At 52.5% G+C, this 20006-nt stretch carries 21 protein-coding genes, 2 tRNA genes and 1 pseudogene; 15 read left to right on the forward strand and 9 right to left on the reverse strand.

Annotation, left to right across the window (positions count from 1 at the left end; translation table 11 throughout):
• Both rutF and rutG read left to right on the forward strand, forming a co-directional pair.
• On the forward strand, positions 1-525 hold the full coding sequence (gene rutF / locus WCC56_RS19965) for an NADH-dependent FMN reductase RutF (RefSeq protein WP_424694061.1): 525 nt from the start codon (positions 1-3) through the stop codon (positions 523-525).
• Between the two features lie 47 nt (positions 526-572).
• The gene (gene rutG, locus WCC56_RS19970; protein WP_424694062.1) at positions 573-1901 is read left to right on the forward strand and encodes a pyrimidine utilization transport protein G; all 1329 of its coding nucleotides are present in this window, start codon (positions 573-575) and stop codon (positions 1899-1901) included.
• Here rutG and WCC56_RS19975 read toward each other — a convergent pair.
• Together WCC56_RS19975 and WCC56_RS19980 are read right to left on the reverse strand one after the other, a co-directional pair.
• On the reverse strand, positions 1898-2824 hold the full coding sequence (locus WCC56_RS19975) for a DMT family transporter (RefSeq protein ID WP_424694063.1): 927 nt from the start codon (positions 2822-2824) through the stop codon (positions 1898-1900). The two genes, rutG and WCC56_RS19975, sit on opposite strands and share 4 nt — an antisense overlap.
• A gap of 101 nt (positions 2825-2925) precedes the next feature.
• Positions 2926-3114 carry a general stress protein gene (locus WCC56_RS19980; RefSeq protein ID WP_424694064.1) on the reverse strand — a complete coding sequence of 63 codons (189 nt, stop codon included), beginning with the start codon at positions 3112-3114 and terminating at the stop codon, positions 2926-2928.
• Positions 3115-3477: 363 nt separating this feature from the next.
• On the opposite strand from WCC56_RS19980, the gene wrbA reads away from it, so the two are divergent.
• The 3 genes from wrbA to WCC56_RS19995 all read left to right on the forward strand — a co-directional run bounded on the left by wrbA (position 3478) and on the right by WCC56_RS19995 (position 5873).
• Positions 3478-4077, forward strand: coding sequence for an NAD(P)H:quinone oxidoreductase (gene wrbA / locus WCC56_RS19985; protein WP_424694065.1), 600 nt, complete (start codon positions 3478-3480; stop codon positions 4075-4077).
• A 19-nt stretch (positions 4078-4096) separates the two neighbouring features.
• On the forward strand, positions 4097-4327 hold the full coding sequence (locus WCC56_RS19990; RefSeq protein WP_013201581.1) for a YccJ family protein: 231 nt from the start codon (positions 4097-4099) through the stop codon (positions 4325-4327).
• 172 nt (positions 4328-4499) lie between these two features.
• Entirely contained in the window at positions 4500-5873 is a 1374-nt protein-coding gene (locus WCC56_RS19995; protein WP_424694066.1) for an NAD-dependent succinate-semialdehyde dehydrogenase, read from the forward strand.
• Between the two features lie 70 nt (positions 5874-5943).
• Here the strand turns inward: WCC56_RS19995 and agp are convergent, their stop codons facing one another.
• The 3 genes from agp to WCC56_RS20010 all read right to left on the reverse strand — a co-directional run bounded on the left by agp (position 5944) and on the right by WCC56_RS20010 (position 8265).
• Positions 5944-7560: a bifunctional glucose-1-phosphatase/inositol phosphatase gene (agp, locus tag WCC56_RS20000; RefSeq protein WP_424694067.1), complete on the reverse strand. Its 1617-nt coding sequence runs from the start codon at positions 7558-7560 to the stop codon at positions 5944-5946.
• A 304-nt stretch (positions 7561-7864) separates the two neighbouring features.
• Positions 7865-7952 (reverse strand) — tRNA-Ser (locus WCC56_RS20005).
• A 225-nt stretch (positions 7953-8177) separates the two neighbouring features.
• Positions 8178-8265, reverse strand: a tRNA-Ser gene (locus WCC56_RS20010).
• A gap of 216 nt (positions 8266-8481) precedes the next feature.
• On the opposite strand from WCC56_RS20010, the gene yccA reads away from it, so the two are divergent.
• Both yccA and tusE read left to right on the forward strand, forming a co-directional pair.
• The gene (yccA, locus tag WCC56_RS20015) at positions 8482-9138 is read left to right on the forward strand and encodes an FtsH protease modulator YccA (protein ID WP_424694068.1); all 657 of its coding nucleotides are present in this window, start codon (positions 8482-8484) and stop codon (positions 9136-9138) included.
• Between the two features lie 147 nt (positions 9139-9285).
• Positions 9286-9612: a sulfurtransferase TusE gene (gene tusE, locus WCC56_RS20020; RefSeq protein WP_424694069.1), complete on the forward strand. Its 327-nt coding sequence runs from the start codon at positions 9286-9288 to the stop codon at positions 9610-9612.
• 3 nt (positions 9613-9615) lie between these two features.
• On the opposite strand, the gene yccX is transcribed toward tusE, so the two are convergent.
• Positions 9616-9894, reverse strand: coding sequence for an acylphosphatase (gene yccX / locus WCC56_RS20025; RefSeq protein ID WP_424694070.1), 279 nt, complete (start codon positions 9892-9894; stop codon positions 9616-9618).
• An 89-nt stretch (positions 9895-9983) separates the two neighbouring features.
• Here yccX and rlmI point away from each other — a divergent pair, with 89 nt between their 5' ends.
• Together rlmI and hspQ are read left to right on the forward strand one after the other, a co-directional pair.
• Complete coding sequence (gene rlmI, locus WCC56_RS20030; protein ID WP_424694071.1) at positions 9984-11174, forward strand: 23S rRNA (cytosine(1962)-C(5))-methyltransferase RlmI; 1191 nt, start codon at positions 9984-9986, stop codon at positions 11172-11174.
• 61 nt (positions 11175-11235) lie between these two features.
• Complete coding sequence (gene hspQ / locus WCC56_RS20035; protein WP_424694072.1) at positions 11236-11553, forward strand: heat shock protein HspQ; 318 nt, start codon at positions 11236-11238, stop codon at positions 11551-11553.
• A gap of 28 nt (positions 11554-11581) precedes the next feature.
• Here hspQ and WCC56_RS20040 read toward each other — a convergent pair whose 3' ends face one another.
• Positions 11582-11998 carry a CoA-binding protein gene (locus WCC56_RS20040; protein WP_424694073.1) on the reverse strand — a complete coding sequence of 139 codons (417 nt, stop codon included), beginning with the start codon at positions 11996-11998 and terminating at the stop codon, positions 11582-11584.
• Positions 11999-12193: 195 nt separating this feature from the next.
• Here WCC56_RS20040 and WCC56_RS20045 point away from each other — a divergent pair, with 195 nt between their 5' ends.
• Both WCC56_RS20045 and mgsA read left to right on the forward strand, forming a co-directional pair.
• Positions 12194-12835 carry a DUF2057 family protein gene (locus WCC56_RS20045; protein ID WP_424694074.1) on the forward strand — a complete coding sequence of 214 codons (642 nt, stop codon included), beginning with the start codon at positions 12194-12196 and terminating at the stop codon, positions 12833-12835.
• An 83-nt stretch (positions 12836-12918) separates the two neighbouring features.
• Positions 12919-13377, forward strand: coding sequence for a methylglyoxal synthase (mgsA, locus tag WCC56_RS20050; RefSeq protein WP_424694075.1), 459 nt, complete (start codon positions 12919-12921; stop codon positions 13375-13377).
• Positions 13378-13409: 32 nt separating this feature from the next.
• Here the strand turns inward: mgsA and helD are convergent, their stop codons facing one another.
• On the reverse strand, positions 13410-15464 hold the full coding sequence (helD, locus tag WCC56_RS20055) for a DNA helicase IV (RefSeq protein WP_424694076.1): 2055 nt from the start codon (positions 15462-15464) through the stop codon (positions 13410-13412).
• 133 nt (positions 15465-15597) lie between these two features.
• Here helD and WCC56_RS20060 point away from each other — a divergent pair, with 133 nt between their 5' ends.
• The gene (locus WCC56_RS20060) at positions 15598-16044 is read left to right on the forward strand and encodes a YccF domain-containing protein (protein ID WP_424694077.1); all 447 of its coding nucleotides are present in this window, start codon (positions 15598-15600) and stop codon (positions 16042-16044) included.
• 6 nt (positions 16045-16050) lie between these two features.
• Positions 16051-18189: a YccS family putative transporter gene (yccS, locus tag WCC56_RS20065; protein ID WP_424694078.1), complete on the forward strand. Its 2139-nt coding sequence runs from the start codon at positions 16051-16053 to the stop codon at positions 18187-18189.
• On the opposite strand, the gene WCC56_RS20070 is transcribed toward yccS, so the two are convergent.
• Positions 18186-18815, reverse strand: a complete 630-nt coding sequence (locus WCC56_RS20070) for a TfoX/Sxy family DNA transformation protein (RefSeq protein WP_424694079.1) — start codon at positions 18813-18815, stop codon at positions 18186-18188. The genes yccS and WCC56_RS20070 overlap by 4 nt on opposite strands.
• Before the next feature lie 208 nt (positions 18816-19023).
• Between WCC56_RS20070 and sulA the strand changes: the two genes are divergently transcribed.
• A complete protein-coding gene (gene sulA / locus WCC56_RS20075; RefSeq protein ID WP_424694080.1) occupies positions 19024-19533 on the forward strand; it encodes an SOS-induced cell division inhibitor SulA in 510 nt (169 codons plus the stop codon).
• A gap of 347 nt (positions 19534-19880) precedes the next feature.
• Positions 19881-20006, forward strand: a pseudogene (locus tag WCC56_RS20080) (porin OmpA); the annotation flags it as partial.

Raw genomic sequence — 20006 nt, forward strand, 5'->3', positions numbered from 1 at the left:
ATGTCTCTGGCAACCCTGTCGCCCACGGTAACGTCGGGCGTAGAAAAACAAGATTTCCGCAACGCGATGGCTCGCCTTGGCGCGGCTGTCAATATCATCACCACAGATGGACCGGCTGGACGTGCTGGTTTTACCGCCTCCGCTGTTTGCAGCGTGACCGATACGCCGCCCACTCTGCTGGTTTGTCTTAACCGCTCGGCTTCGGTGTATGAGGTGTTCAAGACCAATCAGCAATTGTGTGTGAACACGCTGGCTGCCGGCCATGAATCCCTGTCAAACCTGTTCGGCGGCAAAACACCGATGGCCGAACGCTTTATCGCGGCTGACTGGTCAACGCTGATCACCGGTTCCCCAATTCTGGCCGGTGCCGTGGCTTCGTTTGATTGCAAAATCACCCAGGTGATCAGTGTGGGCACCCATGATGTGCTGGTCTGCGAAGCCCAGGCCCTGGTCTGTAACGATGAAACGCACGGCCTGATCTATTTTGATCGTGGCTATCACCATGTACTGCGGCAGGAAGCCTAATCCCGCCTACGGCGGTTACTGCTTTTTTCACTTCTCTGGAGAAGACGATGGCGAGTTCCTGGTTTCCTCAATGGCGTAAACAGTCGGCAACAGCTCAGGGGATAGTTGCCCCTGATGAAACGCTGCCGCTGGGACAAACGGTGATTATGGGGCTTCAGCACGCGGTAGCGATGTTTGGTGCCACTGTTCTGATGCCTTTACTGATGGGACTGGATCCCAATCTGTCGATTTTGATGTCTGGGGTCGGCACGCTGCTGTTCTTCCTGATCACCGGCGGACGAGTGCCAAGCTATCTGGGATCGAGTGCGGCGTTTGTGGGTGTGGTGATTGCTGTGACTGGGTTTACTGGTCAGGGCATCAACCCTAACCTTGGCGTGGCGCTGGGCGGCATTATCGCCTGCGGCCTGGTCTATACCTTGATCGGGTTTGTGGTCATGAAGGTCGGGACTCGCTGGATTGAGAAGCTGATGCCGCCGGTGGTCACAGGCGCAGTGGTGATGGCAATCGGCCTGAACCTGGCGCCTATTGCCGTACACAGCGTCTCTTCGTCGATGTTTGACAGCTGGATGGCGGTGATGACCGTGCTTTGTATCGGCATCGTCGCGGTATTCACCCGTGGCATGGTTCAGAGACTGCTGATCCTGGTCGGCCTGATTGTGGCTTGCGCCATTTATGCCCTGTTAACCAATGGACTGGGACTGGGTAAACCGATCGATTTCACCCTGATGGCTGCCGTTCCCTGGCTCGGGTTACCTACGACCACCTCACCCATATTCGACAGCCATGCCATGTTCCTGATTGCTCCGGTCGCGGTAATCCTGGTGGCTGAAAACCTGGGCCACATTAAAGCCGTTGCCGGAATGACGGGCAAAAACCTCGACCCGTATATGGGCAGAGCTTTTGTCGGTGATGGCCTGGCGACCATGCTGTCTGGCGGTGTGGGCGGCAGCGGTGTCACGACTTATGCTGAGAATATTGGCGTGATGGCGGTCACCAAGGTGTATTCCACTCTGGTGTTTGTAGCCGCGGCGGTGATAGCCATCCTGTTAGGGTTTTCGCCTAAGTTTGGTGCGTTAATCCACACTATTCCAGGCCCGGTCATTGGCGGGGCTTCGATCGTGGTGTTTGGGTTGATTGCCGTCGCAGGCGCGCGGATTTGGGTGCAAAACAACGTCGACCTTGGGCAGAACAACAACCTGATTATGGTTGCGGTGACGCTGGTCCTTGGCGCGGGAGATTTTGCCCTGAAGATCGGTAACTTCACGATGGGCGGGATCGGTACAGCGACTTTTGGCGCAATCATCCTTAACGCCATCCTGACTCGCCGCAAAGCCGCTGCACTCAACGGCAGCGGCGTAGTCCATCAGGACAACTAACTGACTTCTGCTTTATCAGGCGAAGGTTTCCCCTTCGCCTTTTTTTTACGCTTCAGCTTCAATTCGCTGACCAGCACGCCGATGACGATCAGCGCCCCACCCAGCAATGCTGCACCAGGTAAACGCTCCCCGGCAACCCGGCCCACTATCCCCGCCCAAACCGGCTCACCAGCATAAATGACCGTAGCACGAGTTGGCGAAACGCTGCGCTGCGCCCAGTTCATCGTTACCTGAATCAACGCGCTCGCCAACCCCAGGCCGATAGCACTAAACAACAGGTAAGGTGAAAACGGCGGCACTGATTCGCCATTTGGCACCATCAGAATAAAGGCCAGTAACGAGGCACAGGCCAGTTGGATGATAGTGACTCTTTTGACATCCACTTTTCCTGCACTGGCACTGATTAAAATAATTTCTGCAGCAATCGCGAGGGTGCTCACAAGGGTGGCAATTTCACCGGCACCAAATGCCAGCGAATCACTGTCCGGCCCGGCCAGTAACATCAGGCCGGAAAAGGCCAACGCCACGCCAATCCAGGACATCAAACCGGGTAAGCGCCCCAAAAATAGCCATTGCAGCAACGGAACCAACGGCACATACATCGCGGTAATAAAGGCTGATTTACTGCTGCTAATGGTTTGCATGCCATAAGTCTGCAAGCCGTAACCACAGCCAATCGCGATTCCGATTAATGCCCCTGCTTTGATTTCATACCAGGTGATGCCCCGCAACGATCGCCATGAAAGAACCCCCAAAACCAGCGCAGCGGTGGCAAATCGGGTGCCAACAAAGAAGAAAGGCCCGCTTACGGTCATCGCATGATGAACAGCCAAAAAGGTTCCGCCCCAGATCAGGGTGATCAGGACCAGCACGATTTCCTGGCGAGTAAACGAAAGTTTATAGCGGGAAAGTAAGGCAGACATAGCAGGCTCGGTTCGTAATTTGGCGCTAGTGTGCCGGGAGGGAGGTCTGTGGTCAACTCTGTGACATAACCGCCGGGATGGCCCGACGGTTTTAAAGCAGGCTAGTCTTCCGTCTCCGTTTTGCTCCTACTACCCCGACTGTTACGCCCACCTTTTTCGCCAGCGAGTGAGGCTCGCTGAGGGTCATTCTTGAAATTCCCTCCGCTGACTTTGCCGCCTTTGCGACCTGCTTCTGATGCTCTTTTACGGTCTTCAGCGAAATTTCCAGATCCACCACGATGTTCTGCCATTTCTTACCTCCGAATAGTTAAGCAATCATACTGTTTTATCACGGAAAGCCAGCCGGCCTGCCGTGGCGACTTTAGGGGAAGGCTTGCTCCCCGCCGCGTTACTAAGCATAGATTATCAAGCCTGAAGTGGTGAAAAAATATCCCTGAAAGAGGTCGCAAAACGGTGACAACAGCCAGAAACACCTGAAGAATCTCATCATTAAAACTGATATTTTTTCACCAGAAAAAATCGCACATGCCTGCATTTCAAGCAAAAGAACCGCTGACACCAGCATGACTCCTCAGCCTCTTCTATACTTTTCTGATTGCCTTCAGGGCCTGTTTTATCCCACACCATCCAACAACCAGTCGACGAGGGAACAAATGGCAAAGATTCTGGTGCTTTATTATTCCATGTACGGACATATCGAAACCATGGCCAATGCGGTTGCAGAAGGCGCAGGCCGGGTGAGCGGAGCGGAAGTGACTATCAAGCGCGTTCCAGAAACCATGGACGCGGAACGGTTCGCCCAGGTTGGCGGAAAAACGCAGCAGTCAGCAGCCGAAGCCACACCGGATGAGCTGCCGCACTATGATGCCATCCTGCTTGGTACGCCGACCCGCTTCGGCAATATGGCCGGTCAGATGCGTAATTTCCTCGACCGGACCGGCGGTCTTTGGGCTTCAGGTGCCCTTTATGGCAAGCTGGCCAGCGTTTTTGCCTCGACGGGAACAGGCGGTGGACAAGAACAAACCATCACCTCCACCTGGACGACTCTTGCCCACCACGGCATGGTTATCGTGCCTATTGGCTATGGCACCAAAGAACTCTTTGATATCTCGCAGGTCCGTGGCGGTACACCTTATGGCGCCACGACCATTGCCGGCGGTGACGGTTCGCGACAACCCAGCGAAGAAGAACTGAACATCGCCCGTTATCAGGGTGAATATGTCGCCGGTCTGGCAGTAAAACTGAACGGATAACCTCAATCAGGAGACTATTATGGCAACGCAACAATCGAAAGCACATCACGTAGGCGAGTGGGCAAGCCTGCGTAGCACCTCTCCAGAAATTGCGGAGGCCATTTTTGAAGTGGCTAATTACGATGAAAAGCTGGCGGAAGGTATCTGGGAGCAACAGGGCAGCGATGAAGTCCTGCTCCGGGCCTTTGAGAAAACCGATCAGGACGTGCTGACCTGGGATAATAAGGTTGTAGAGCGCAAAAACGTTTAGCACCTGGAACTGGTTTTAGGGCGGATTTATCCGCCCTTTTTGTTGTTTTAAAACCTCAGATAGCTCCGAAACCACCCACTGGTCACGTTGTAAAACCCGCGTTTCTCTACCAGGCTTAAGGCCATATTCATTTGCCTGAACGCCAGGCCGATTACTCGAAAAGGAGTGCAGTATGTCTTACCAGACAATTAATCCCGCCAGTAATAAGCTGATCAAATCCTGGCCAGACCATAATGACCAGCAGGTTGAACAGGCGCTGAAAATTGCAGATGACCTTTATCATTCAGACTGGTCTAAAGGTGACATTCAGCCCCGCTTACAGGTGCTGAAAAAACTGGCCGACCTGATTGATGGCCGTGTGGAAGAGCTGGCAAAAACAGCCAGCCTTGAGATGGGAAAACTGATCAATCAAAGCCGTGGCGAAGTAAAACTTTGCGCGCAGATAGCCCGTTATTATGCAGAAAATGCCGAGCGTTTCCTTGCGCCAACCCGCTATCCGACCGAGCTGGGCGAAGCCTGGGTTGAAAACCACCCTATCGGCGTGTTGGTTGCCGTTGAGCCCTGGAACTTCCCGTTCTATCAGTTAATGCGCGTGCTGGCACCTAACCTGGCTGCGGGTAATCCCGTACTGGCTAAACATGCGGCCAATGTTCCTCACTGCGCCTCGCTGTTCGAAGAACTGGTGATTGAGGCCGGTGCACCAAAAGGCGCGTGGACAAACTTGTTTATCAGTAACGACCAGGTTGCTTCCCTGATTGCTGACGACCGTGTGCAAGGCGCAGCTCTGACAGGCTCTGAGCGTGCCGGGAGTGCTGTCGCTCAACAGGCTGGTAAATACCTGAAGAAAACCACCCTTGAACTGGGCGGAAATGACGTCTTTGTCGTGCTGGATGATTGCGATCTGGATAAGGCCGTGAAATCGGGCGCTGGTGCACGTCTCAGCAACTGTGGTCAGGTTTGTACTGCGGCTAAGCGCTTTATCGTGCATGAAAAAGTGGCGGATGCCTTCTTTGAAAAATTCAGCCAGGCTTTCCGCGAAGTGAAGATTGGTGACCCACTGGACGAAAGCACCACTCTCGGCCCTCTCTCTTCTTCAACGGCGCGCGATACGCTGGTTAAACAAGTTGAACAGGCCGTGGCAAAAGGCGCGAAACTGCATCTTGGTGGAAAAGCCGTTGCCGGTGAAGGTTGCTTCTTTGAGCCAACCATCCTTTCTGGTATCACCCGTGACAATCCGGCCTATTTTGAAGAGTTCTTTGGCCCGGTAGCGCAGGTTTACGTGGTGAAGGATGATGATGAAGTTGTGAAACTCGCGAACGATTCCCACTATGGCCTGGGCGGTGCGGTATTTACCAAAGATATTGCTCGCGGTAAAAAACTGGCTTCACGGATTGAAACCGGCATGGTGTACATCAATTCAGCCACTGATACCGCTGCAGAATTGCCGTTTGGCGGCGTAAAACGTTCGGGTTACGGCCGTGAACTGTCTGATTTGGGTATCAAAGAATTCGTTAACCAGAAGCTGGTTGTGGTCAGCAGTGACTGATCGCTGACTTTTTAAGCCCAATAAAAAGGCCGACAATAATTGTCGGCCTTTTTTTATCTGCCCTTCAGCTTCAGGAAGACTTCTCAGTCTGTGGCTGAGGAGCCGCAGTTGGCTGATCGGCTTTGGGTTTTTCTGCCTGATCTTTAACGGCTTTATCTTTGGCTTGCTGATCGGCTGCCGCTTTCTCTTTGGCTGCCTGTTCAGCAGCCGCTTTATCGGCAGCGACTTTATCTTTCGCGGCCTGCTCAGCAGCGGCTTTATCGGCGGCGGCTTTTTCTGCCGAAGCTTTAGCCTGAGCGGCTTTATCTGCAGCCGCCTGGTCGGCAGCGGCCTTCGCTGCAGCCACTTTATCTGCCGCAGCATCTTTAGCCGCTGCAGGTGCTGGAGCTTCAGTTTTTGGAGCCGGTGCAGCAGGTTGAACTGCGTTGACTGCCATCGGCGTGCCCTGAATCGCTTTGTTCAGAACCTGGGTAAATTGATCCCATGGGCAGAAGCCATTGGCATCAGTCTGGCAACCGTTCATCTGCAACGTGACGCGTTTTGGTGGCGTATCCAGTGACAGTGGCGTGGCATTACGCAGCTGATCGGTAGTCTGGTAAACGTACTCAACCTTCACCAACTCACGATCGTTTTTCTTGTCATGCCAACGCTGGAACTGGATCATTCCGCCAATTGGCGTGCGTTCGTTCTGCTCTGGTAAGGTATAAGGTTTGAAATCCAACGCCGTCAGCAGGGAAGCGATATTCGAATCATGACCCACCATCAAGGTGACTTTCGGCGCTGACGCTTTATCTTCATCTACCAGCATGCTGCGAATGTAATCCACTAACGGAGCGGCCACATCCCGCGCTACTTCAGGTGAAGTGAACAACGCGTCCTGATAGCCATTCTTTATTGCAGACAGCTCTTTCCACTGTTCGGGCGTTTTGATCTGGCCCCAGGCAACCTGGTCCAGCGGCATACCTTCGTAATATTGCAGGGTGAAGGCATCCACCAGCGAGTTCCCGACTTTCAGTGGACCAGAAACGTTAGGCTCTTTGCCGTTTTCCGCCGTGAACTTGTTCTGATTATCACTTGAGAGATCGCACTGCTTTTTGCCATCGCAGGCAGCAGAGGATTTGTAATCGATGATTTTTTCGAGACGCTGGAAAGCAGGTTTGAGGGCCAGTTTCTCTCCGGCGCTGTTCATTCCGGTCAAAGCCTGCTTATTAAAGGCTTCGCTACCCTCAGTAATGATCGGATTAAACACCGGATCCATGGTGCCCATCTCATCCTGATGAGAAACCGGGATATCACAGCCAGGGAACGCACCGGTGATAAAGAACTGAGCCGTCGCTACAGTGCGCTGAAGACTGTTGGCATAAGCATAGATATCTTCAGAGGTTGGACACTCGCCGTCTTTTACCAACCCTTGCTGCGCAAGCCATTCACGAGTGTAACGGCCCATATAAACTTCAAGCACGCCGCCCTTAGTCGTCAACTGTCCACCTGGGACATCCCACTTTGGCCATGCCTTTTTAGTGGACTGAGCCAGCACGCTGCCATTATCAGCCAGCGGCGCACGGAGGTTATGACGGCTCATCATTAACACTTGCTCAAGCTGGTAATCGTCGTCAGCAGCATAAGCTGAAATCCCGGTGAGTGCCGAGCAGACTGCTAACGCGCAAAGACTAAACTTTTTAATCATGTGTTTTTCCATTGATTCAAGGTAAATCACCCGGCCGTAATATGGCGATGCGGTTGGTAAAATGTTCGCAACAACGCAAATGAGGCTCGCTCGGCGTTCCTGGACATTCAGGCCAGGGGTGGGCATTCTTCATTGGTGTTGAGAATATAGCAGAGTATCGCCTTTGCCGTTGAGTCGCATCAGGAGATTGAAAAGAAACAGGATGTTTTTCAGAATGCTCTTTAGTCAACGGGCTCAGGAGAAAGAGAAAACAGGAAAGGCAGAAAGCAAAACGGGCCAGCCTAAGCTAACCCGTTGAATTTGATGGTGGAGAGGCAGAGATTCGAACTCTGGAACGGTTTCCCGTCGCCGGTTTTCAAGACCGGTGCCTTCAGCCACTCGGCCACCCCTCCACACTAGTACCAGTTACCGTTTCAGGGAGTGGCTAAACTTCCTGAGCAACTGATGGGGCGCAGTATAGGGGATACCGATCGCTTTGCCAAGTATAATTTTGGCTAGTTTGTTGAATTATTGCGCTTTTATGCAATTTATTTTCAGTTGTTCAACAAACGTTCAATCGGTGAATTTATGCCACCCATAGCAAAACGGGCCAGCTTAAGCTGACCCGTTAAATTAGATGGTGGAGAGGCAGAGATTCGAACTCTGGAACGGTTTCCCGTCGCCGGTTTTCAAGACCGGTGCCTTCAGCCACTCGGCCACCCCTCCACAATGAGGCGAACTATAAACACCCTCCCTGGCGATGTAAAGTGCGTTGCGGTTCGATCGCCTGAAAAACAGCCGATTGACGTTTTTTTGCTGGCAATATCGCCAGCCCGCTCACTAAAACAGCCGTGGATCACGTAAAGAAGGGTAAAACGCCTTTCCCCCCTTCGCCCTGCTCCCTATTCTCACAGGTAAATTAGTGACCCAAAGAGGCTTTTTATGGATCGCATTGTTTCGTCTACCCGTAGCAGTTCCTTAATTACCACTCACAAGGTGCTGCGCAATACCTATTTCCTGCTGGGGCTGACACTGGCCTTTTCGGCCGTAACCGCCACCCTCAGCACTGTTTTTGCTTTACCTGCGCCAGGTTTCATCCTGATGTTGGTAGGTTTCTACGGACTGATGTTTCTGACTTACCGCCTGGCTAACAGCCCTACCGGCATTCTGGCGGCGTTCGCCTTTACCGGTTTCCTCGGCTACTGTCTGGGTCCAATGCTTAACTCACTGCTTTCAGCAGGCATGGGCGATGTGATTGGTCTGGCGTTAGGCGGCACCGCACTGGTGTTCTTCAGCTGTTCTGCCTACGTGCTGACCACCCGTAAGGATATGTCCTTCCTTGGCGGCATGATGATGGCTGGATTTGTGGTTCTGCTGGTTGCCGTTGTGGCCAATATCTTCCTCAACATTCCAGCGTTGCATATGGCCATCAGCGTGATGTTTATTCTGTTCTCTTCAGGTGCCATCCTGTGGGAAACCAGCAACATCATTCACGGCGGCGAGACCAACTATATTCGCGCTACCGTCAGCCTGTATGTCTCGATCTACAATATCTTCGTCAGCCTGTTAAGTATTCTGGGTATGTCGCGTAGCAATTAATCGCGGCAGCTGATGCAAGAATAAGAGCCCCGCTTAGCGGGGCTTTTTTATGGCTTGTATAAAGAGAACCCCACACGTGCAGGCTATCCACAGTTGAGCGCATTTTGCTAAACTGGGTGGCTTAGCAGAACACACAGAGGCAAAACGGTGTTATTCCAGGGTAAAGAAATTGAACGTGACGCGCAGGGTTATTTGAAGTCCACCAGCGACTGGAGTGAAGAACTGGCTCCGTTACTGGCAGAGGAAGAAGCCATTGAGCTCACTGAGCCGCACTGGGAAGTGGTGCTGTTCGTCCGCGCCTTCTACCTGGAGTTCAATACTTCTCCGGCGGTAAGAATGCTGGTTAAAGCCATGGCGCAAAAATATGGCGAAGAAAAAGGCAACAGCCGCTATCTGTTCCGCCTGTTCCCTAAAGGGCCGGCCAAACAGGCGACTAAAATTGCCGGCTTACCAAAACCGGCTAAATGCCTTTAAAGGCTAGCCGGTGGTAAAACCGTCCGGCATCTGCGGCGGTTGATGGGGTTCCTCCAGCACTTTTTCCACTCTGGCACTTCTGGGGCCGCCCTCTTTTAACCAGGTTATAAGCATCTGAACCTCTTTCTCTTCCCCGCAGGCCAGCACTTCAACGCTGCCATCTTCCAGGTTCTTCGCATAGCCTTTCAGCCCGAGCGACTTAGCCTGATGTTGGGTGCTGTAGCGAAACCCAACCCCCTGAACCACACCGTGGATCCAGGCTTTTACGCAGACAGTGGTCATATTTTCTCTCCTTTCACCACGCAGATTGCATTTTACCGGTTGGCACCGGACAATAACGCCTGATTCTTTACTGTATAAGCATAGCAAATATGACTGTTCGTTTAATTCTGTCCAAAGGACGTGAAAAATCCTTACTTCGCCGCCATCCGTGGATCTTTTCTGGTGCTGTTGCTCGCCTGGAAGGGAAAGCCGAGTCGGGCGAAACCATTGACGTCTGTGACAGCCAGGGCAACTGGCTGGCCCACGCCGCCTGGTCACCTGTCTCACAAATCTCAGCCCGCGTCTGGAGCTGGGAGCAGGACGAGGCGATTGATACTGACTTCTTCATCCGTCGCCTTAAGGCTGCGCAGTCGCTGCGTGACTGGCTGGCAGAGCGCGATAACCTCGACAGCTATCGCCTGATTGCTGGTGAGTCTGACGGCCTGCCGGGCGTGACCATTGACCGCTACGGTAAATTCCTCGTGCTGCAACTGCTGTCGGCTGGCGCAGAATATCAGCGCGCTGCATTGATTTCAGCACTGCAAAGCTGCTATCCGGACTGTGCAATTTACGACCGCTCCGACGTTGCGGTACGTAAAAAAGAAGGCCTTGAACTGGTTCAGGGCAACGTGCTGGGCGATACGCCACCAGAACAGTTGCCTATCGTTGAGCACGGTATGAAGTTGCTTGTCGATATTCAGGCAGGCCACAAGACCGGTTATTATCTTGATCAGCGTGACAGCCGTATGGCGACTCGTCGCTATGCTAAAGATCGCCGGGTGCTGAACTGCTTCTCCTACACCGGAGGTTTTGCGGTTTCTGCGCTGATGGGCGACTGTAAACAAGTCATTAGTGTTGATACTTCACAAGGCGCGCTCGATATTGCCCGCCAGAACGTAGAGCTGAACGGGCTGGATTTGTCTAAGGCTGAGTTCCTGCGCGATGACGTGTTTAAGCTGTTGCGTCGCTATCGTGACAACGGTGAGAAGTTTGATCTTATCGTGATGGACCCGCCAAAATTTGTTGAAAACAAAAATCAGCTGGCCGGTGCCTGTCGGGGGTATAAAGACATCAATATGTTGGCTATGCAGCTGTTGAACCCGGACGGCATACTGCTGACGTTCTCCTGTTCAGGTCTGATGCCAACGGACTTATTCCAGAAAATCATCGCGGATGCCGCGCTGGATGCCGGACGTGATGTACAATTTATAGAGCAGTTCCGGCAGGCAGCCGATCACCCGGTGATCGCCAGCTATCCGGAAGGCATGTATCTGAAAGGATTTGCCTGCCGCGTACTGTGACTTGAAAAAGCTGTCCCTGCCCCCATTTTGGTAGCAGGGCACTGTTTCTCAGGAGGTCACGATGATTGCCAGCAAATTTGGGCTCGGACAACAGGTGCGGCATAAGCTGCACGGTTTCCTCGGCGTAGTAGTTGATGTGGATCCGGAATATTCGTTAGACGATCCGGAAGAGGATGAGGTAGCTACCAGCGAATCGCTGCGTGAAGCGCCCTGGTATCATGTCGTGATGGAGAATGAAGACGGCGAGACCGTTCATACTTATCTGGCAGAAGCCCAGCTCTCCTGGGAGCTGCCGGGCGACCATCCGGAACAACCTTCAATGGACGAACTGGCCGCATCGATTCGCGAACAGTTACAGGCACCACGCCTGAGGAATTAAGACAAAATCCCCGCAGCGCGGGGTTTTTTTAGCCTTTTTCCAGTCCTAATCGTGGGATCTCGATTTTAGGACAACGGTCCATCACCACTTTTAATCCAGCTTCCCCCGCCAGCACGGCAGCCTGCTCGTTAATCACCCCAAGCTGGAGCCACAACGATTTCGCCCCAACGGCGATAGCTTCCTGAGCTACGCCCCAGGCCGCTTCGGCATTGCGGAACACATCAACCATATCAATCGGCTCCGGGATATCCTCCAGTTTTGCGTAGACCTTTTGCCCCTGTAACGTCTGGCCTGCCAGTTTTGGGCTAACCGGCGTCACCTTATATCCCTGCGCCAGCAGATACGCCATCACTCCATAACTGGCCCTTGCAGGGTTATCACTGGCGCCAACCAAGGCGATGTGTTGTGTAGAGGTGAGAATATCGGCAACTATTTTATCTTGCATGCAGCTCTCCTTATCAGACTGAATAACAGTGTATGCGCAGTCGCTTTGTTGAGAAAACGCCTCAGACAGAAGATGTCAATTCCTGACTGTATAGCACGAATAAATATGTTAAAATGTTAATATCCTGCCATACTGAAAGACTTTGATACATTCGATGTGTTTTGCGTGCCCTCGCCTCTGGAGAAAGAATAAAGAATGAAGCTGCGTTTGGTCATTACAGGCGTTTTAGCTTTGTTGGTTGCGACCACGGTCTCTGCCACAACGCTCAAACTTGCCCCTGATATTGACCTGTTAGTGCTGGATGGCCGAAAAATTTCGGGTTCGTTACTGAAAGGTGCTGAAGGGCTCGAACTCGAGCAGGGCCAGCATCAGGTACTGTTTCGGGTCGAGAAAAGCCTGAAAAAAGATGCCCAGATGGCCACGCCCTGGATGTCTGTGCCACTGATCGTGACCTTCACCACACAGGCTAAATCAGTCACCATCACACTTCCCCCTCTGGCAACGACCGCACAAGGGAAATCGTTTGATAAGCATCCCGAATTCCAGCTGCTTAATGAGCATGGCGCGGTTATAGAAAGTCAGCAAGACCGTTTGCTGGCAAAAGTGGGCAGCAACTATGAACAGGCCATGATGATGTACAACCTGAAAGGTAACGTCGCCTCCGTTCCCCGCTTTGCTCAGGCACAAACCACCAGCACCTCGATCGGCAATGAGTCACAGGATTTTGCCAGCGGCAACCATGCCGGCAGCCGTATCCTGCAGCTCTGGTATCAACAGGTTGATTCCGCCACCCGTCAACGCTTTGTGATGCTGATGCGCGCCCTGCGTACCAGTTGATGTCTGCCGGCCTTCCGCCTACACTCGATACGCTTTATCAGGCAGTTCCCCCAATCTGATTGACGTGAAACCAGGAAGCCGGAATGGATCAGACCACCCGTAAGATTCAGGAAAAGAAACACATTGCGCTGGTTGCGCATGACCACTGTAAAACCTCGTTAATGCAGTGGGTCGATATTCACAAAGACGTGCTACAGGCCCATACGCTCTATGCTACTGGCACTACTGGTAACCTTGTTCAGCGTGCTACTGGTTTGCCGGTAACGGCAATGCTGAGTGGTCCCATGGGCGGCGACCAGCAGGTAGGTGCTTTGATTTCGGAAGGGAAAATTGATGTGCTGTTTTTCTTCTGGGATCCGCTAAACGCCGTTCCGCACGATCCTGACGTCAAAGCCTTACTGCGTCTGGCTACGGTATGGAATATCCCCGTGGCAACGAATCGCGCAACCGCCGACTTTATTATCCGCTCGCCACTCTTTGCTCAGGCTGTTGATATCCTTATCCCTGATTATCAACGCTATTTGCAGGAACGGTTGAAATAAGCTGATGAGCGTGCCTCAGCGCGCTCACCTTGTTAAGGCTTACGTAAGACCGGCACCCCAAGCCGCTTGATCTCGTCCACAAACTCAGAAGGTTGCGCTTTATCGAAGAGTAACCAAACCTGCTGTTTCGCCCGGGTGATGGCGACATAAGCCAGCCTGCGCTCTTCAGCATCGGGGAAATCTTCCGGCTGCGGTAACAATGCCTGCTCCATCACGGACTCTCTTGCTGCTGCGGGGAAGCCATCTTTGCCACTCTGTAATCCCAGCAAAATGACATAATCAGCCTGCTGCCCCTTGCTGGCATGAATCGTGGTGAAATCAATCCGCAGCTTTGGCCAGCGTGTTTTGGCTTTTTCCAGCACTGCCGGGCGGATATGGTGATAACGGGCCAGGATCAAAATCCGTTCATCGGCGGTGGCATAACCGCTGATTTTATTCAGTAACGCCTCCAGCTGATCTTCCGGCAGCAACGAAATCGACTTCTTATTCCCTTTGGTCAGGCTGTTAAGCGGTTTCTTTAGCTGATGCGGATTGCTCTGCACAAACTTATTGGCAATTTCACCTATGCGGTCGTTGAAGCGGTAAGTGGTATCCAGCACGCAGCGATCGCCCTCACCAAAGTGGTGATGGAAAGCGGTGGTAAGGGTCATTTCTGCCCCGCTGAAGCGGTAGATAGCCTGCCAGTCATCGCCGACGGCAAACAAGGCGGTCTGCTTATTCTGCCTTCTCAGGGCGGCAAGCAGTGCGGCGCGCTGTGGCGAGATATCCTGGAACTCATCAACCAGGATGTGCTTCCACGGGCTGATAAACCGGCCTTTATCAAGAATGTTGACCGCCTGATGGATCAAGCCCGAGAAATCCACCGCCCCTTCTTCTTTCAGCGCACTTTTCCAGGCCTTCATCAACGGTGCCATTAGCTTCACGCGTTTGGAGAAGAGATCGCGCACTTCTTCAGGGGCTGACTCAATCATCGCTGCCTGCGCGCCGCCATGCATGCGCATCAGTCCCAGCCAGCGCTCCAGCCTGCTGGCCAGACGTTTAGCCAGTCGCTCTTCTTTCCAGTAATCCCCTTCGCCGATTTCCCACTTCAGCTCGTCCTGTAACCACTGCCGCCAGCCGTTAGCCTGCGCTTTCTTTTCTGCACACTGCTGGCGCCAGACGTCAATTAACAGCTTATGGCGTAGAGAAGTGTCGGTTTCCAGCTTGCTGATTGAAGGCGTTTTGTTGCTGCCCTGCTGGATGATGTTCAACGCCAGAGAATGAAAAGTGCGGGCCTGGATACCGTTAGTATTCAGGCGTGCCTTGATGCGTTCATTCATCTCTTCAGCCGCCTGGCGGCCAAAGGCCAGCAGCAGGATCTGCTCAGCGCTGGCCTGCTTGCGCAGCATCAACCAGCCTGCACGTGCGACCAGTACCGAGGTCTTGCCGCTGCCCGCACCAGCTAACACCAGCAGCGAGTCTTCGCCGTTCACCACCGCTTTTGCCTGGGCGTTGTTAAGAGGCGAAGTCTCGACGGTATTAAAGAAATCTGCATATTGAGTCAGCATTTTCTCTGACCATTGAGCGTTGCGTTTTTGCCGCTGTGTATCGCTGTTCTCCAGCCAGCTAAGGCAAAATTGATACTCATCGCGGCAGTTATCGAATTCGTTAAGGCGCTCTACCGGCAAGGGCACCGAGGAGAAACCGTCCTGAATGGCCGTGCGCCAGCCGGCCATATCGCTGCGCTTTAGCCACTTATCCTGCTGTTCACCGTCACGTAAACGGCTGACCAGCTGCTGCAGGACGTCAGCAGAAACCTGACTCATCTCCTCACTCCATTGCTGCCACGCCTGGTTGAGGTAATGATAAAAACGCTGAGTTTCCTGCCATTCGGTGCCGTGCAGGCGCACGACTTTCTCTTCCGGCAGGGAAAACTCGAGTTCACCCCACACCATCCCGCGTTTGCATTTGATGGCGATTAACTGGTTGAACGGAATGAGATATTCATGTTTTTCACCACTCACCTCAACGCCTGCGGCCAACATTCGTACCCGATTGTAGGGATGCTGCGCCAGATGTTTGCCCAGCGACGTTGCTTTCAGTTCCATGACCTGCCTCTGGCTGTGGTTGCTTTCAATGGGCTGTAGTTTAGCTGGCAGGAGTGTACCGCTCCAGAGTTAAAACGCGCTACAATCAACGCATTGTATTTTTGAGCCTCACGCTCTGTCAGGAAAACGATCCATGCGCACCATTTTAAACATTCTGAATTTCATTCTCGGTGGTTTTCTGACCACACTTTCGTGGCTCTTTGCTACTGTTGTGAGCATTGTTTTTATCTTCACTTTACCGCTAACCCGCTCCTGCTGGGAAATTACCAAACTGTCACTGCTGCCTTACGGTAATGAAGCGGTGCATGTTGATGAGCTGGAACCGGGCCGCAAAAATGCGCTGATGAACTCTGGCGGCACGCTGCTGAATATCATCTGGTTCGTCTTTTTTGGCTGGTGGTTGTGTGTGATGCATATCATGACCGGGATTGCGCAGTGCATTACGATTATTGGTATTCCGGTAGGCCTTGCTAACTTTAAAATCGCCGCCATCGCGTTATGGCCTGTGGGTCGCCGCGTGGTCAGTGTTGAAGTGGCAAAAGCCGCGCGTGAAGCCAACGCCCGCAGCCGGTTCAACTAGTTACTGATGCGCTTCTCGTTAAGCTCCGGGTTGCGGCGTTACGCCTATAACAGTGCGCTGCTTTACAACCTGCGTATTCTTATCGCCCTGCTTGGTACCGCAGGGTTGCCCTGGTGGTTGAATCAAATCACCTGGACCATCCCGCTGACGTTAGGGGTAGTGGCCGCCGCGCTGGCAGACCTTGACGATCGCCTTAGCGGTAGGCTGCGCAATCTGGTCATCACCCTGGTTTGCTTCTGCATTGCTTCGGTCTCTGTAGAGCTGCTGTCTCCTTATCCCTGGCTTTTCATCATTGGCCTTGCCTTGTCTACCTGGGGATTCATTCTGCTTGGCGCATTGGGGCAACGTTATGCCACCATCGCGTTTGGCGCATTGCTGATCGCAATCTATACGCTGCTTGGTCTTGGGCTGTTTCCGCAATGGTATCTGCAACCCTCTCTGCTGCTGGTCGGGGCTATCTGGTATAACCTGCTGACGCTGACCGGTCATGTGATCTTTCCCGTCAGGCCTTTGCAGGAAAATATCGCCCGTTGCTTTGAAGGGTTGTCGGTCTATCTGGAAGCCAAGGCAGGATTGTTCGATCCGGATATAGAAGAGAACGAGAACGCTTCATTGATTGATGTGGCCATGGCCAACAGCCAGCTGGTGGCCACGCTCAATCAGGCAAAAATCTCGATTCAATCCCGTCTTCGTGGCGATCGGGGGCAGCGCAGCACACGCAGAACGCTGCATTATTACTTTGTTGCGCAGGATATCCATGAACGCGCCAGCTCGTCACATGCGCAATATCATGCGCTCAGACAGGAATACCGTTACAGCGATATTCTGTTTCGCTTCCAGCGCCTGCTGACGCTGCAGGCGAAAGCCTGCCAACAGCTGGCCAACTGTATTCTGCTGCGTGAAACCTATCAGCATAACAGCCGCTTTGAACGAACATTTATCCACCTTAATGCCGCACTTGATCGTTTGGCTACTGCTCGTCCAGGCAGCAGCGAAGTGAAGGCGATGCACTATCTGTTAAACAACCTGAAGGCTATTGATGCCCAGCTCGCTACCCTTGAATCAGAGCAGATTCTGGAAAGCCAGCATGAGCTCCATGACCAGACGCTCTCCAGTGAGGGGTTAACCGGGTGGGCGGATATTCGATTACGCCTCAACCGTCATTTAACGCCAGAATCGCCACTTTTCCGCCATGCGGTACGGATGTCCCTGCTGCTTTGCGCTGGATACGGATTTATTCAACTTACCGGACTTGAGCACGGATACTGGATTTTGCTGACCAGCCTGTTCGTCTGCCAGCCTAACTATAATGCGACAAAGCGAAGACTGGCATTGCGTATCGTCGGGACGGTGGCTGGCATCGTGCTTGGCTTGCCTTTGCTGTGGTTAGTGCCCTCAATAGAAGGGCAGCTGCTGCTGATAGTGATCACCGGGGTGCTGTTCTTCGCCTTCCGGCAATCACAGTATGCGCACGCCACGATGTTTATCACCCTGCTGGTATTGTTCTGTTTCAATCTGCTAGGCGAAGGTTTTGAGATCGCCCTTCCCCGCATCATTGATACGGTACTGGGCTGCGGCATTGCCTGGCTGGCGGTGGCGTTTCTCTGGCCGGACTGGCGTTTTCGTCGGCTGTCTTCGGTGGTAGAACGCACGCTAAACGCAAACTGCCGCTATCTTGATGCCATTCTGGTGCAGTATCACCAGGGAAAAGACAATCGGCTGGACTACCGCATTGCCCGCCGTGATGCTCATAACGGCGATGCCGAACTGGCCTCCGTGGTCTCTAACATCTCGGCAGAAAAAAACGCCTCGGCGGCCATGAAGGAAGCGGCGTTTCGTCTGCTCTGCCTTAATCACTCTTTTCTGAGCTATATCTCGGCGCTGGGTGCCCACCGGGAACAAATTACCCGGCCAGCCATGCTGCAGTTAATGGATGATGCCGTCTGCTATGTGGATGACGTGCTGCACATTGATCTTATTGATGAACAAAAAACCCATCGATTATTGTCCAGCCTCTCTGAGCGCCTGGCGGCAACGGAAGCTGACCAGGAAACCAAAGAACCGCTGGTCCTTCAGCAGGTCGGTCTGTTGATCGCCCTGCTGCCGGAAATCGCTCAGTTAAAAAAGCAGGTCTTAGAGACTTAACGCCTCCTCAGCTCACTCAGGCTCTGGTAGAGCAGGGTTTCATTGTGCCAGACCCTGAGTTCTTCTCTGATTGCCACTGGCAGCGCCTCACAATGCATCCCCTGAATAGCGCCCTGCAGCGCGAAAAGGATATTCACACCCAGATTCTTATTTTTTTCATGCAATTTCAGCCAGCTGCGCTTGGCGCCTTGCTGCTTCAACATCTCCACGGTGGAGATCCCCACTCGCCTGAGCTGAACCTCCAGCCTCATCGAGAGATTCGGTAAGTCCTTCAGTCGCCCGGTGTTTTTTTGCAATCTCCTTTCGTGGGTAGCCCCTTTCAGGCACAGCTGTGATAGCGCAATTAGCTGGTCAGGATCAGCCCACAGCGGGCTGTCGACGCGATAGTATTCCAACGCGACGGGTATCCCCCTTTTGCTGAACAGAAGCGGTGCCATTTTTCGCTCAATGATATAAGGTTTAACCTCTTCACAGGCCCGAAGATAAAGCTCTCCATCACTGACAAGCGCAAAAACCACGCTCTCAACGGACAAACTGTAGCCGCCAAACTGGCTACGACTCTCAACTACGCCCAACGAGGAAAGTTGGCGCTTTGCCCTGACAATATTACTTTTTGAGTCCTTCATATTCTGCGTCCTTTAGTTGAAAAATAGCCTGATTCGCTCTCCTTTCCCGAGGAAAAAATAGGCAATCGCCGTTACAAGTTCAATGAATGATTGTCTTCGCGCCTTCCCGGAGTGTGATTTTGCGAGGCGTTTTCAAAAAATAAGGTTGATCTTCTCTCACCCCCGCTATACTGTACATCCATACAGTAACCCTGCGAGCGAAGCCAATATGCAAACTCATTCCCTGAAATTTTCTTCTGTTAATACTGGTGTGCGTCCTGTTGCAGACTGTGCGAAAGCTCAGCCTGCCTCTGCGACGGGTTTAATCAGTGAGCTGACTTACAGCGAGAATCAGCCTGGTATGACGCAAATGCTGCTACTGCCCTTACTGCAACAGTTGGGCACTCAGTCCCGCTGGCAGTTGTGGTTGACGCCTCATCAAAAATTGAGCCGTAGCTGGCTGGTTCAGTCAGGGTTACCGCTGGATAAAGTGATGCAGATTCATCATTCCGGTGCTATTACTACCGTAGAAGCGATGATCAAAGCCTTGCAGACAGGAAATTACAGTGTGGTTTTAGGCTGGTTGCCTGGTGAGATCAGCCTGGAAGATCGTCAGCGATTGCAAAAAGCCGCTTCTACGGGTCAGGCTTTGGGGTTGATTATGCGACCCGATCGGATCAATTCCGGTTCATCCAGACCGTTTAATGGCCTAAAAATTCACTCAACTTTGTATCATTAAGTAAAAATAAGAAATTTCTCATGAGAAAATTCTGCCGCCGGCTCGTTAAGCCCCTGATTATGCTATGAGCCTGCGGGACAATGGTTTAGCACACTTTTGCCGCCGTATTTTTCAGGCATAACCTGTCTGTAGATGTGTAAAATTGTGTCCAAAAGCCTGTTTTTTTGCTGAGCTTCGTCACATCATACTTGTAAGTTTGCTGGTACGTTGTAGACTTTACATCGCCAGGGTGCTCAATAATCTCCCTTTTTTGGATGAGTCATAATCGAGCGTCATAACCCGGCGAAGGATTAATCAAAGAGCTAATTAAAGCTCATTGCCTATTTGGATGATAACGAGGCGCAATAATGAAAAAGACAGCTATCGCAATTGCAGTGGCACTGGCTGGCTTCGCTACCGTAGCGCAGGCCGCTCCTAAAGATAACACCTGGTATACTGGTGCAAAACTGGGTTGGTCTCAGTACCATGACACT

Source organism: Erwinia sp. (assembly GCF_049696395.1).
Classification (GTDB): domain Bacteria; phylum Pseudomonadota; class Gammaproteobacteria; order Enterobacterales; family Enterobacteriaceae; genus Erwinia.